Below are 13,344 nucleotides of genomic sequence, written 5' to 3' on the forward strand. Positions count from 1 at the left end.
GATGAACCAGATACTTGCCGCCCTCATATTCTTTACACGATTGCCTTTCTGGAAAATAAAAGAAGTTCCGCAGGAGTGTTTCAAACACGTTGTCAGTTATTGGAGTTTCAGTGGCTGGCTGACCGGGGGAATGATGGCATTGATTTTCTGGGGAGCCAGTACTATTTTACCTCACGGAGTAGCCGTAATCCTGGCACTGACTTCACGTTTACTTATCACAGGAGCATTGCATGAGGATGGATTGGCCGATTTCTTCGATGGATTCGGAGGTGGAACGAACAGGGAAAGCACGTTACGCATCATGAAAGATTCCCATATCGGAAGCTACGGAGTTTTGGGATTAATCATCTATTATCTGCTTGCTTACAATCTACTGGTCGCACTTCCCTTAACAGTTACTCCTTTCTTATTACTAAGCGGAGATACCTGGAGCAAATTCATTTCTTCCAATATCATCAATTACCTGCCCTACGCACGGAAAGAAGAAGATAGCAAATCCGGAACAGTATATACAAGAATGAATTTGGGGGAGATCGTTATGTCTGCGATGGGGGGAATACTGCCTCTCCTATTACTTCCTCCAAGCTACTGGCCCGTGTGTATATTTCCTATTCTGGTATTCTCCTTTATCTGCCGGATGATGAAACGACGTTTGAACGGATATACCGGAGATTGTTGTGGTGCATTATTTCTCTTAAGCGAAATAAGTTTCTGGCTGGGAGCAGTGATGTCTATCTATATAAAATAAGTAATCCTATGAATATTTATCTAATCAGACATACCTCTGTCGACGTTCCTAAAGGTCTTTGTTACGGTCAGTCAGACGTTCCTTTACGTCCTACATTTGAGATAGAAGCAGCCGTAACCAAAGCTAAAATCGAATCCATTCACTTTGATATGGCTTACACCAGTCCTCTATCCAGATGCACCCGTCTGGCACAATATTGCGGATTCGGAGATGCCATCCGTGACCCAAGAATACTGGAACTTAATTTCGGAGATTGGGAAATGCAGTATTTTGATAAAATCAAAGACCCGAATCTACAGTGCTGGTACGACGATTACTTGAATGTAAAAGCAACCAATGGAGAATCGTTTGCCGATCAGTATAAACGGGTAGCCGCGTTTTTAGACGAAGTCAGACAAAAGGAGGCTGAAAATATAGTAGTATTTGCTCATGGCGGCGTATTGATTTGCGCACAGATTTATGCAAAGTTGATTCAACCGGAAGAAGCATTTCAGGCAGTACCTGCCTATGGAGGAATTTTTCTATATCAAGAGCGCCCGTAAACAAACAGTCAGGACAATCATCATCTCTTCTGCACGACGGTTGACAGCAACTCCCATCCGCATATCGGATGTGTCCAGCAAACGTTCATTCACTCCGATATAAGGCTTTGTAAAGAGTTGACCAAAATAGTGATGAGGACCGCCGAAACGACAATTCAGGATACCTGCAAGAGCGGCTTCCGGATAGCCGGAATTGGGACTTGCATGTTCCCTGCCATATCTCTTCACAAATGACAGGAGTTTCAGCCGACCACTTGCCAAGACCATCAGAAAAGCAGTAAGACGGGCAGGAATATAATTAGCGACATCATCAACACGAGCTGCCACACGCCCAAAAAGGAGATAACGATCACTATGATAACCAATCATGGAATCAAGCGTATTCACCATTTTGTAGGCCATCATTCCCGGAACGCCCAACAACAAATACCAGAAAAGAGGAGCAATCACTCCGTCACTCAAATTTTCCGCCAAAGTTTCAAGAGCAGCAGTCCTGACTTCCTGTGCAGAAAGTTCGGAGGTATCACGCCCTACAATACGGGCAACCTGAATACGTCCCTCTTCCAAAGAACGATCAACCGCCTCAAATACCATTCTGACCTCTTTAATCAATGTAGTTCCGGCCAGACAAAAGAAAATGCAGATTATATCAAAACCGATCACCGCAGGAGTTCCTAAAAAAGAAAGGGCATATTCGATTCCTATGGTGACCGAATAAACGAACAGGATCAACAGAACAGACATGATTCCTCCTTTCCATAACTTATAAGATCCTTTATTCAGTCTCTTTTCCCCGAAAGCAATCATCTTGCCGAACCAGATGACAGGATGAGGCAAAGACACCGGATCACCGAATAGACGATCCATCAACCAGGCCGGCAATAAAACACGCAGCACTACTCCTATAACGATAAAGTAACTCATCATAAACAAAAATATATCTTAACTCATTATCTGCTCCATCCATTCACTGATTGCTTTCACCAGCTTATCATTTTCTTCGGGAGTTTGCGTAGCAATCCGAAAGAAACGCTCGTCCAATCCCTCAAAGTTGGATGCATCCCGAATGAGTATTCCATGATTCACGGCTAGAAAATCCTTAAGGGCCGCCGCTTTCCCCATACGTAGTTTTATCAACATATAGTGCGTATCAGTTGGCCATATTTCTAACATCCCCGTGGCAAGCAGGAGGTTTGTCAGTCGCTCACGTTCTGCCAGAAGTTGCGGAATATCCGCTGAAATGCCGTCTCCCTCTTCCAGAAGATATTTTGCGGCTTCAATAGCCAGGCTATTCACAGACCAAGGCATCCGACGGCAACGAACATCATCGGTCAATCCCTCGGAGGCAGTAAAATAACCTACCCGCAGTCCCGGAATCGCGTATTGCTTGGTCATTGAATGGAGCAGGATCACATTTGGAAAGGAAGCGGCTTCTTTAATCCCAAGAAGTGACTTTAATGTGAAATACTCGTAAGACTGATCGAATATAAACAATTTATCAGGATGAGAATCGACCAATGCTTTCAGGTCTTCCTTATTTCGCACTTCACCTGTCGGGTTATTCGGATTGCAGATCCACACCAATTCCGCATCTTCCGGTAAAGCGTCCAACGAATAAAAAGGCTTCACTTTGTGCCGATGTACCCGGCATGCGTCCGCATACTCGCTAAAGGTTGGTCCCAACACAGCTGAAATACGTCCTTGAAAGACTTGTGCTATCAAGTAAATAGCTTCCGTCGCTCCATTAGTCACACAAACTTGGCGGGGAGTGAGCGAATACCTCCGGGCTATTTCACTTTCCAAAGAATAAGGCATCGGCTCGGGATAACTGCAAATGGTAGAGAGCCGCTCATTCAGTCGTTGGTAAAGTCCCGAATGATCGATCCGGTTATACACATTCGAACTGAAATTGCTAACTATTTTCTTTCCGTATTTATAAAGATCGTCTCCGTGTCCCTCAATCATTTCTTTCTAATATTTTATAAAGTAACGGCATATTGATGTGTTTTCTCACATGTTCCGCCAACTTATCATATTGTTCTTCCTTGAATGTTGCATAGTCAAAGGTCTGCTGTTCCAGTTTGTCGGCATAAGGCTTGAGCAGGAAATCTATAAATGACTGGTTGTCAAGTATGCCATGAATATATGTTCCCATACACTTCCGGCCATTCCGGTAACCATCCTCTCTTCCATCCTCCAGTTTATTTAAAGGAGAAGGGGAGAATCCTCCGGCAGGTACGCTTCTGCCCATGTGTATCTCATATCCCTTACAAACCGTATCCGACTCATCAAAAGTGAAATTCACCTGCCGGGTCACTTTATCTCCCTGCATGGTAGTGATGACAGGAAGTAACCCCAAGCCGGGAAGTAATTTAAAACTTCCCTCTACTCCGTCAGGATCGCGTACTTCCAGCCCCATCATCTGATAACCGCCACAGATGCCCATGATGGTCGCCCCTTCCCGATGAGCTTTCAGAATAGCTTGTACTACTCCGTTACAGCGCAATTCATAAAGATCATCCAGCGTATTCTTGCTTCCGGGCAACAATACAATATCTGCTTTCGCTATTTCATTCACATTATTGGTATAATACAAATGCACCCGTTCATCCCGTTCCAACACATTAAAATCGGTAAAGTTAGACAGATGACGCAGCAAGATCACAGCTATATTGATTTTTCCGGCTATAGCCTCCCGGTTTTTAGACTCAAGCATCACAGAGTCCTCTTCTTCTATATAAATTCCCTTATAGTAGGGCACTACTCCAAGCACAGGAACCTTGCAGAGGTCTTCGATCATCTTTATTCCGGACTCAAACAGGCGGATATCCCCTCTAAACTTATTGATAATAATACCCTTAATCAATGAACGTTCTTCCGGAGTCTGCAACAGAATAGAACCATACACACTGGCAAATACACCACCACGATCAATGTCCGCTACCAGAAAAACATCTGCCCCAGCGTGTTTTGCCATAGGCATATTGACCAGGTCGACGTCCCGCAGATTAATTTCCGAGATACTGCCGGCCCCCTCCATCACTATCGGATTATATCTGGTAGCGAGGCGATTATACGACTCATTGACTACTTTTCGTAATTCTTCCCTTCCCTCCTTGCGGAAATACTCATACGCATTCCGGTCACCGATTGGTTTCCCCAATAACACAACCTGCGAAGTATGTTCGGAACTTGGCTTCAACAACAACGGATTCATATCCGTATGACAGGGAACACCGGCAGCTTCCGCCTGAACGGCTTGCGCCCTGCCGATCTCCAATCCCTCGGGAGTGGCATACGAATTCAAAGCCATATTCTGGGCCTTGAACGGTGCAGGATGATATCCGTCCTGCTTCAATATGCGACAGAATGCCGCAGCCAGAATACTTTTCCCGACATCGCTACCTGTTCCGGCAAGCATAAAGGAATTTAGTTTTTTCTTCTCCATCTTTCTATTTACTTTGGTCAGGGGTTGAAGCTTTGCGCTTATAACCGAAAGCTTTCCATTTCTCTTCAGTCCAGTGCTGCCGATACATTTCATAGCGTGCCATGACAAAGAACAAGTCGGATAATCGGTTGATGAATTCAAGCAGAGATTGCGGCACCGGGTCCTGCCGATGTAATGTGCAAAGCCTCCGTTCGGCACGCCTTGCTATAACACGCGCATGATGCAATTGTGCAGAAATTTGTGTACCACCCGGTAGTATAAAATAGCCATTATCTTCCATAGCGGTATTCATTGTATCCATTCTTTTTTCCAGAAGACCGGTCAGATCCGTACGCAAGGTATTCGGGTTTTCGCCCCTTTTAACGAATGGAGTAGCCACATGACTCATGCATGACATCAGTTCCATCTGTATTTCATACAGCCATTCGTGCCATTCATCCTGTTCAGGAAGAAGTGAGCGGACTATTCCTATCACCGTATTCAGTTCGTCAATCGTACCGTTAGCCTCAATCCTGATATCATCTTTTTCGACACGCTCACCACCAAAGATTCCGGTAGTTCCATTGTCACCCGTACGGGTATATATTCTTCTCATCATTCCCAAAGTTTCATTAAGTTCATTTCACCCCAATAGAGGTGTGTATAGCCTGCAATCAGATTCTTATATCGATAAAGCGGAGTGGAAACAGGATTTCCTTTTGCATCTGTCACCTCCGCAATGGATGGAAGTTCTTTTTCAATGGAAGAGTAATGAAACTCATGTCCTTTCCATACCTGCTCTCCTATCCGGAGGGTTCGATAACCAAGCCTTAATTTCATATTTTCCATAGTAGCCCTCTGATGCAGTAATCCGACCATGGCATATTGTTTTCCATCCATTCCCCGGATACTGTCACAAAGATACATCATCCCACCACATTCGGCAAGCAAACGACCTCCGCTTTCCACATACATTTTTAATTGTTGCTTGACGGCTATGTTACTTTCCAGCTCTTTCAGGAAAAATTCGGGATAACCACCCGGCAAATAAACTAAATCACAATCGGGCAGATGTTCATCGCTCATGGGACTGAAAAAGGTAACTGTCCCTAATTCTTTCAGACGAGCCAAGTTCTCCCGGTACATGAAATTAAATGCTGCATCCTGCGCTACTGCTATCTTCCATTTTCTTTCTAAAAGAATGTCTTTGGAGATTTCTGTCGATGGAATCGAGGTATGTGCATTATAATCAACCAATGGTACACTACATACTTCAAGAATCCGGTCAACCGCCACATGCTCTTCAATCGCCTGCGCCACCACAGAAGCGAATTTATCAAACTGATAGGAAGCATCCAACGTCAATCCCAAATGACGGGAGGGTACTTCCAGTTCTTTCAATCGAGGAAGAAAGCCGAAACATTCTACACCTACATCTTCACAGGCTTTCTGTAAAAAAGAGTAATGGCGTTCGGAAGCTACCTGATTGAATACCACACCGGCAAGTCGCACCGACGGATTGAAATATTTAAAGCCATATAGAATCGGAGCTACTGTATAAGACGTTGATTTGGCATTGATTACAAGAACAACAGGGATATTCAATAAGGCGGCAATAGCCGCACTGCTTCCCTCCATTCCTTCGAAGCCGTCGAAAAGTCCCATCACTCCCTCGGTCACACATACATCCATTGCAGCCGCGTATTTTGCATACGTCTCCTTTACATGTTTTTGAGAAGAGAGCCAGAGATCGAGATTGACGGAAGCATTACCTGCTGCCATCTCATGATACTTCGTATCAATATAATCAGGACCACATTTATAAGGCTGCACATTCAGTCCTCTATCACGAAACAGTCTTAACAACCCTGTTGTAAAGGTTGTTTTTCCACCTCCCGAAGAAGCGGCTCCAATTAAAAAATGACTGGTCTGTTTCATCGTTTTATAGCTTTCAGTGTATCAATGGGATTATGCTCGTCTACTGTCAGTCGGATCACTTGTTCAAGTTTCAATCCATTATCGTCTATTGCTTTCTCAAATTGATTCCTACTGTCTTCGGATACAGAATTAAACACCAGCGTCCCACCAACAAGCAATAAAGGAGCTATTTTCTTTATCATTTCTCCCAACTTGCCACCATGACCTCCAATAAAGACAGCATCAGGCATGGGAAATTTCTCTAACGGTATATCCAAAAAATCTCCAATCACCGTCGTTATTCCCGGACAGCCAAACCGATGACTATTCGTTTCCATCAATTGCCGCCCCGCCTCTCTTTTCTCAAAAGCAACAATATCGAGATGAGGAAATTGCAACTTCGCCTCAATGGAAACAGAACCAGTACAAAAACCCACGTCCCACATCACCGATCTGTTTCTCAAATCGAGCAGACTCAATGACAGCAGACGAACAGGCATTTTGGTTATCATATTCGCCCGCCCGTCCAACAATTCAAACTGCTCTTCCGGAATTCCGAACGACCGTTCACGAACGGTAATACGCTTTAAAATCACACAATTCGGCATCCTGAAATGCCTTTCCATCGCTTCCTCCACACTATATTCTGCCACTGTTTCCTCTTCATTCCCCAACTGCTCACCCACAATCATCCGGTAGTTGGCATATCCGTACGCTTGCATCCGGGCAGCTATGGATGCAGGTGTTTTTTCTCTGTCAGTGAGCGAACCAATCAATGTCTCTCCGGAAATAAGAGCCTCATCCAAGGCTTTCCACGGTCTGCCAGTCAGAGAAATCGTCCGCATATCATGATAAGGTAACAAGGCTTTGTGCGCTAAAAGCTGCAAGGAACTAAAAGACGGATAGACTTTGACAACAGCCTCGGGCAGTTTACGCATCACCGTATTGGCAAAACCAAAAAACAAAGGATCACCGGAAGCAAAAACTACTATTTCCTGATAACCGGCATAACACTCGAACACAGCGTCAAGAGGCACAGTTATATCTATCCAAACCGATGATTCCGGTAACATGGCCGCCACAATTTCATGATGTCTCTTTCCACCCGAAAAGACATGAGAACGGGCAATCAAAGCCTGAACCTCCTTACTGAAAGAGAGTTCGCGACTATCTGTTATTCCTATGATATGAAATTCCTGCATTCTGTCATATAAAATGTCTATACTCTTCTATACATCTCTGCCGGGGCGCAGTGTCCGGGCATCATCAAAACATAAAATCGCGTTCACCAATGTAGCGGCAAGATTACTTCCTCCCCGTCTGCCCTGAACAATAATCTTCGGTACTTCCGTGAATGTCTTTATCATGTATTTCGACTCTTTCACATGCACGAATCCTACGGGAGCGGCAATAACCCCGGACGGGTGTGCTTTTCCTTTTCGAATCAGATCGCACAGTTCTATTAATGCCGTAGGTGCATTACCAAATACAAAAAGAGCATCCGGATGTTTTTCTACAGCCAGGCGAATAGCTTCCTGTGAGCGGGTAGTTCCCCGTTTCTTCGACTGTTCCACTGCACGTTCGTCGGAGAGATAACATTTCACTTCCACCCCTAAACGCTGTAAAGCACCTTTCCGTATGCCGGCAGCTACCATCGTGACATCTGTGATAATCGTCTTAATCCGTCCGGAAGCAATCTGTTCATACAAGTTCTTTACAACCTCCTTATCCGTATATACCAGCTTCTCCATTTCAAAATCCGCTGTGGTATGTATGGCATGAAATAAAGCCCACTTACGGTCAAGGTCGATCTCTTTATTCTGCATCTCTTCCTCTATCTTCCGGAAAGAGTTCATCATAATCTCCTGTCCTTTTCCGACTTCCCCCTTTTCCTGTTCGCGATAATATCCGCGAGGAGTTACCATCCGGTTCTGAAATTGATAAGTTTGTGAATTGCCAATCAGTATTACTGTAAACATATCCACTTCTTCCGGATCGAAATCCTGTAAGGTGGTCACTACCACCGTTTCTTCTTCCCGACCTGCCTGACGGACATAACCTACGGGCGTTTCCGGTGAACGGGATTCCTGAAAGATTTCTTTCAGACGATAAAGCTGCCAGTAACGTCCCTCACTCTTAGGGTTGTAAATGGCTGTTACAAAGTCGGCAGTAGCAGCGGCAGTGATTCTTTTTTCTATGATTTCCCAGGAAGTCATCAAGTCGGACAGAGAGATAATGCAAAAATCATGACCGATGGGAGCACCCAGCAATGACGCAGCTTTCTGGAAAGCACTGATACCGGGCAGCACGAGGATCTCGACCTCACTCCCCCGTTCCCGTTTCATTTCATAAATCAACGGAGCCATCCCATAGATTCCCGCATCACCGGAACTGATGACACAAACAGTTTTTCCCTGTTCAGCATATTCAAAAGCCAATTCTGCACGGGCTTTCTCCCGCTTCATTCCGGTATCTATGCATTCTGTCTGTTCCGACAGCCAGGAGGTAATAAACTGAAAATAATACTTATATCCAATCACTACATCTGACTCTTTCAAGGCATTAACGACAGCTGGAGTAATATCTTCCGGGCTACCGGGACCGATACCTGCTACTATGATCTTATTTTCTTTCATACATCTTCAGGATTATACCTGAAACAAAGGTAAAGATAAAAACTTAAACAAGATAAAATGTAATCAGATAGTTCTGAATAAAAAATCACAGAATATCCTGACTATATAAAAAGCCAACTAAAATGATCCCGTTTTATTTATAGCAAATACGGCCATTTTGGTTGGCTTTATTTTGTTTATTAGCAGTATGATTATTTCACACTCAACTAATCAACCAATTATTCTTCTTCCGCATCCGGATCATACATTGCATCATTATCAGCGACCTTCTTCTCAATATGGCTAACCCATACGCTTACAATCTTGGAATAATCACCTAATCCTTTGATATCACAGTTAGCCAACGGGCAAGTATATCCGGCTTTTGCCAATTCATAGCGCCAACTTCCTTCTTCAGCCGTGGCACCAACACCACCCTTCATATCATTATTAGCATGATCGCCTGCAATAGACATCAACGGATGACAGATCACATTACCTGATTTCTTGTTAGCTGCCTGCATACGGGAAATCATATCGTCTATATAATTATCTTCCATATCTACAGTAGCCACAAAATAATTAGAATTAAGTTTCTGCAACTCTGCTTCCATCATCGTGTAGCGAGAGTTACCATTCCCGTAGTTATAATTTTCGGGATTTCCATGTCCCATGAAAGTCACAATATTATTCGACTCCACTTTACTTTTATAAGTTTCATGCAGAATCTTTGCTACATTGGTTACATCTTCCTCTGTTTCCAACAACGGACCACCCAAATATACTTTCACGTTGGCAAATTCCGGGTGCTCACCATCATTATGGAAATCTTTCACGACATTCTGTACCCGAAGGAATTCTTCGCCGGGAATAACATGAAGAGATTGCACGCAAACCGTCTTATATCCTGCCAGACCAATAGCTTCCAAATAGAAAGAAGGTGCATAATAATTCCAACCTTTTGCCGCGCAACGGGTCATACAAATCTCCGAAGTGAAAGAAAAATAAATATCCATGTTAGGGAACTTACTAGCAAACTGCGCTTTCATATTATTGAAAGTCGTTTGAGGCGCATCCCACGTACTACCAAAAGTCACTAGCAGCAAGGCTGTATCATGCTTTTTGTTGGCTTGTACTTCGGCAGTTACTGCTTCCATCTTCTTATCGTGGTTGGATTTTGCCACATCATCATCGTCGTCGGAGCAAGATACTGCCGAAAGGGACATTACAGCTACTAAAGCTGTCATCATCATAAATCTAAACTGTTTCATGTCTTTAAAATTTTAAAGGGTTAAACATCATGTATTTTTTGTCTTTTTTTGTCCGAATTGTATCATCAACGAACCATAGAAAGTTCGTCCCGCTGTAGTTGTACCATAATTCAGGCTGTGATACGTTGTCTCATAATAATTGAAGATATTATCGATTCCCGCATTCACCTCGGCATTCCATCGTTTGCCCAATTTGAATTGGTGACGGGTATTCAGCCTCCAAAGATTATAAGCCTTGCCATTTCCATCATCCTGATAATAACGTTTACTCTGAATACGTCCATAAACTCCAATGCCAAGACGATAGTTACTCCGTCTCCACGCATGCGTCCAGATGGCACTCACAGTAGCACGATGATGAGCCATACCATCAATAATGACATGTTTCATTACTTGATCTTCTTCATCATATTGGTTCGCTTCAGTATCCAGATAGCTATAACCTCCTGTCAGAGTCAGTGATTGGACCGGTGTCCATTTGGCATTCACATCCACCCCATAAGTACGGGCATCATCCATGTTCTGATACTGGCGTACACGGGCAGGATCATAGGTAACAACCAGATCACCCGGAGCCTGCGAAAGAGGAATAGTGACTAGAGTTATCATATTATCTACCCAGTTACAATATCCCGTGACATTGATACTGAAACGAGTTCCATTATATTCCAGTCCACCGGAAACATAACGGCTGGTCTGTGGATCCAACTCCGTATTTCCCAGATTCAATGAGATTATTGACATCTGACGGATATAACGGTAATGCAATTCTTTCAGTGTCGGTGTCTTGAATCCTTCCGAATAGGTAGCACGCAGATTAAAAGCTCCTAACTTATAAAGTGCCGATACTTTCGGAGTGATGCGCACACCAAAGTTCTGATTCACTGTCAGTCTCCCTCCCGCTGTGATATTCAACCGTTCAATAGGCGTCCATTCATCCTGCGCATAGAAAGAGGTCGTATAATCGGATACCTGATCTTTTTCATCCAGTCGACGGGGAGCATCCAGCCAATTGATTTCCGTATCAGTACCCACACTCAAACGATTGAAGTATGGCAGATTGAATATACCTTTCAACTGCAATAACAAGCGGCTTTGATCGCTTTGCAATCCTTTATCACCAGGGAAATATGGAAAACTGATCTCCTTGCCACTATCATCATACTCCTTATCCCAAGTCTCGCGAGTGTACATATAATAATAAGCATGACTATCATAGTTGACGTCCAGCATAATGCTATTGCTATTTTTCAGCTTCAACTTACCTCCTGTCGCAACAGAAGAGTTACGATAAAGGAAATCATAAGTCTTATAGTCAGGCACTCCGCAAGGACGATATATCCGTTTGCGATAAAAGCTACCGTCAGCGTAAAGGCTCAAATCCTTTGTAGCCTGATAATCGAAACGCTGTGCCACTTGCCAGTCCGTATAGCGATTTACAGTCTTATTGATGGAATTGGTTATAGGATATTCATAACGGTTCGGATCTTCATAAGTTGTATTCTGCCATCCGTCTGAATGCTTCAGTTGGAAATTAGTGGAAGAAGTAAATTTACCAACCTTGAACTGTACGGTATTCGACTGCCGGAATTCTCCATACGATCCGCCGCGACTTGTATTTTCTATCAAAATATTTTCGCGGTGTTTCTTTAATATAATATTCACCACTCCTGCAATAGCATCACTTCCGTAAAGTGCCGAAGCAGCTCCTTTCACGATTTCAATACGTTCAATACGAGCCGGATCGATCAAGCCCAGATTATTCTGTCCGCCTACATCACCATGCATCTTCTTGCCATCAACAAGGATTAATATATAACCATTGCCGAGTCCTCCCAATTGCATATTGGCTCCCATATCACCAGCACTAAAATCAAAAGAAGCACACAGTCCGCTCAAAATATCTTCCAAGGTAGCCCCTGCATAACTATCCAGCATTTTGCGGCTAATCACTTCCGTCTGCACAGGTGCATCTTTCAGATAGTGTTCCGTTCCCGTACCTGTCACCACTATTTCAGGAATCGAATCCTGCATGGCGACATTGCTCTGTGCACTTACCTCTGCGGATAAAGACAACAAAACAAGTCCTGTTAACCATATTTGTCTCATTCGTTTCATCTACCTTTTATTATCATTAAAGAGAAATAAGGAAATTCCCTTGCCAATATATCTTTCTTATCACACGTATAAAATTCCCCGTCCGCTCCCACATTCTCGAAATAATGACAGACAAGTCCTTCCTCCAAACTTATAAAATGCTTCACTTCCTCCTCACACTGCGATAGTTTCATCACTACCGCCACTTCACTACCGGAAGCAATCCGGCTGAACAGTTCCCTGTCCACTTTTCCCGGACACACCGTCAACCGTTCTTCTTGTTCCACAATGGAAAGACCGATGGAAGCCGCCGCTGCAATAAACGCCGGAACACCGGCAATCTGCTTGATAGGTATCCCCGCTTTTTTGAGCCTTCCGACCAAATAACTGGTAGAAGAATAAAAACCTGCATCTCCTTCAGCCACTATCGCCACACATAAACCTTCCGAATACAGGCTGACTATTTCTTCAAAAACCTTATCGTAAGCCTCATAAGCCATCTCACGCTTCTTACTCATCGGCAATGTATAGCGTCTGATAGATTCTTTCTTTATCTTCAATTCTTTCAGAAGAACAGAAGACCGGGAACGCGCATTTGTTTTCGGGCAAAAAATAGCATTTGCCCGACATAGTGTAGCACCTCCTATCAAAGAGATAAGCCCCGCTTCACCCGGACCTAAAGAAACGATATATACCGGTTTCAAATCTTCCATCTCTCTTATCGATT

General features: G+C 43.8%; 12 protein-coding genes. 2 read left to right on the top strand and 10 right to left on the bottom strand.

Going from position 1 to position 13,344, the window contains the following annotated elements:
• Position 1: 1 nt before the first annotated feature.
• Positions 2-748 (top strand): adenosylcobinamide-GDP ribazoletransferase, encoded by a 747-nt coding sequence (locus H8796_RS24880; RefSeq protein WP_008024850.1) that lies wholly within the window; start codon positions 2-4, stop codon positions 746-748.
• A gap of 8 nt (positions 749-756) precedes the next feature.
• On the top strand, positions 757-1,290 hold the full coding sequence (gene cobC, locus H8796_RS24885; protein ID WP_008024852.1) for an alpha-ribazole phosphatase: 534 nt from the start codon (positions 757-759) through the stop codon (positions 1,288-1,290).
• Here the strand turns inward: cobC and cbiB are convergent.
• The 10 genes from cbiB to H8796_RS24935 form a co-directional block, all read right to left on the bottom strand.
• Positions 1,270-2,217, bottom strand: coding sequence for an adenosylcobinamide-phosphate synthase CbiB (gene cbiB, locus H8796_RS24890; RefSeq protein WP_008024853.1), 948 nt, complete (start codon positions 2,215-2,217; stop codon positions 1,270-1,272). The genes cobC and cbiB overlap by 21 nt on opposite strands.
• 15 nt (positions 2,218-2,232) lie before the next feature.
• Positions 2,233-3,255, bottom strand: coding sequence for a threonine-phosphate decarboxylase (locus H8796_RS24895; RefSeq protein ID WP_008024855.1), 1,023 nt, complete (start codon positions 3,253-3,255; stop codon positions 2,233-2,235).
• Positions 3,248-4,738, bottom strand: coding sequence for a cobyric acid synthase (locus H8796_RS24900; RefSeq protein WP_032812047.1), 1,491 nt, complete (start codon positions 4,736-4,738; stop codon positions 3,248-3,250). Before H8796_RS24900 ends, H8796_RS24895 begins: the two co-directional genes overlap by 8 nt.
• Positions 4,739-4,742: 4 nt before the next feature.
• A complete protein-coding gene (locus H8796_RS24905; RefSeq protein ID WP_187344009.1) occupies positions 4,743-5,333 on the bottom strand; it encodes a cob(I)yrinic acid a,c-diamide adenosyltransferase in 591 nt (196 codons plus the stop codon).
• Positions 5,333-6,655, bottom strand: a complete 1,323-nt coding sequence (locus H8796_RS24910; RefSeq protein WP_008024862.1) for a cobyrinate a,c-diamide synthase — start codon at positions 6,653-6,655, stop codon at positions 5,333-5,335. The genes H8796_RS24905 and H8796_RS24910 overlap by 1 nt, the downstream gene beginning before the upstream one ends.
• Entirely contained in the window at positions 6,652-7,836 is a 1,185-nt protein-coding gene (locus H8796_RS24915) for a bifunctional cobalt-precorrin-7 (C(5))-methyltransferase/cobalt-precorrin-6B (C(15))-methyltransferase (RefSeq protein WP_008024863.1), read from the bottom strand. The genes H8796_RS24910 and H8796_RS24915 overlap by 4 nt, the downstream gene beginning before the upstream one ends.
• A gap of 27 nt (positions 7,837-7,863) precedes the next feature.
• Positions 7,864-9,270, bottom strand: a complete 1,407-nt coding sequence (gene cobJ, locus H8796_RS24920) for a precorrin-3B C(17)-methyltransferase (protein WP_008024866.1) — start codon at positions 9,268-9,270, stop codon at positions 7,864-7,866.
• A gap of 218 nt (positions 9,271-9,488) precedes the next feature.
• The gene (locus H8796_RS24925) at positions 9,489-10,520 is read right to left on the bottom strand and encodes a sirohydrochlorin cobaltochelatase (protein WP_008024868.1); all 1,032 of its coding nucleotides are present in this window, start codon (positions 10,518-10,520) and stop codon (positions 9,489-9,491) included.
• 27 nt (positions 10,521-10,547) lie between these two features.
• Positions 10,548-12,638, bottom strand: a complete 2,091-nt coding sequence (locus H8796_RS24930; RefSeq protein ID WP_233530305.1) for a TonB-dependent siderophore receptor — start codon at positions 12,636-12,638, stop codon at positions 10,548-10,550.
• On the bottom strand, positions 12,635-13,330 hold the full coding sequence (locus H8796_RS24935) for a precorrin-2 C(20)-methyltransferase (protein WP_049702095.1): 696 nt from the start codon (positions 13,328-13,330) through the stop codon (positions 12,635-12,637). The genes H8796_RS24930 and H8796_RS24935 overlap by 4 nt, the downstream gene beginning before the upstream one ends.
• Positions 13,331-13,344: the final 14 nt, after the last annotated feature.

Source organism: Bacteroides sp. M10 (assembly GCF_014334015.1).
Classification (GTDB): Bacteria; Bacteroidota; Bacteroidia; order Bacteroidales; family Bacteroidaceae; genus Bacteroides; species Bacteroides intestinigallinarum.

Excerpts from the sequence above, each read along its gene's own strand:
- H8796_RS24930 (WP_233530305.1), bottom strand. The coding sequence starts at position 12,638 with ATGAAACGAATGAGACAAATATGGTTAACAGGACTTGTTTTGTTGTCT.
- cobC (WP_008024852.1), top strand. The coding sequence starts at position 757 with ATGAATATTTATCTAATCAGACATACCTCTGTCGACGTTCCTAAAGGT.
- cobJ (WP_008024866.1), bottom strand. The coding sequence starts at position 9,270 with ATGAAAGAAAATAAGATCATAGTAGCAGGTATCGGTCCCGGTAGCCCG.
- H8796_RS24900 (WP_032812047.1), bottom strand. The coding sequence starts at position 4,738 with ATGGAGAAGAAAAAACTAAATTCCTTTATGCTTGCCGGAACAGGTAGC.
- H8796_RS24915 (WP_008024863.1), bottom strand. The coding sequence starts at position 7,836 with ATGCAGGAATTTCATATCATAGGAATAACAGATAGTCGCGAACTCTCT.
- H8796_RS24905 (WP_187344009.1), bottom strand. The coding sequence starts at position 5,333 with ATGAGAAGAATATATACCCGTACGGGTGACAATGGAACTACCGGAATC.
- cbiB (WP_008024853.1), bottom strand. The coding sequence starts at position 2,217 with ATGATGAGTTACTTTATCGTTATAGGAGTAGTGCTGCGTGTTTTATTG.
- H8796_RS24935 (WP_049702095.1), bottom strand. The coding sequence starts at position 13,330 with ATGGAAGATTTGAAACCGGTATATATCGTTTCTTTAGGTCCGGGTGAA.
- H8796_RS24880 (WP_008024850.1), top strand. The coding sequence starts at position 2 with ATGAACCAGATACTTGCCGCCCTCATATTCTTTACACGATTGCCTTTC.
- H8796_RS24910 (WP_008024862.1), bottom strand. The coding sequence starts at position 6,655 with ATGAAACAGACCAGTCATTTTTTAATTGGAGCCGCTTCTTCGGGAGGT.
- H8796_RS24925 (WP_008024868.1), bottom strand. The coding sequence starts at position 10,520 with ATGAAACAGTTTAGATTTATGATGATGACAGCTTTAGTAGCTGTAATG.
- H8796_RS24895 (WP_008024855.1), bottom strand. The coding sequence starts at position 3,255 with ATGATTGAGGGACACGGAGACGATCTTTATAAATACGGAAAGAAAATA.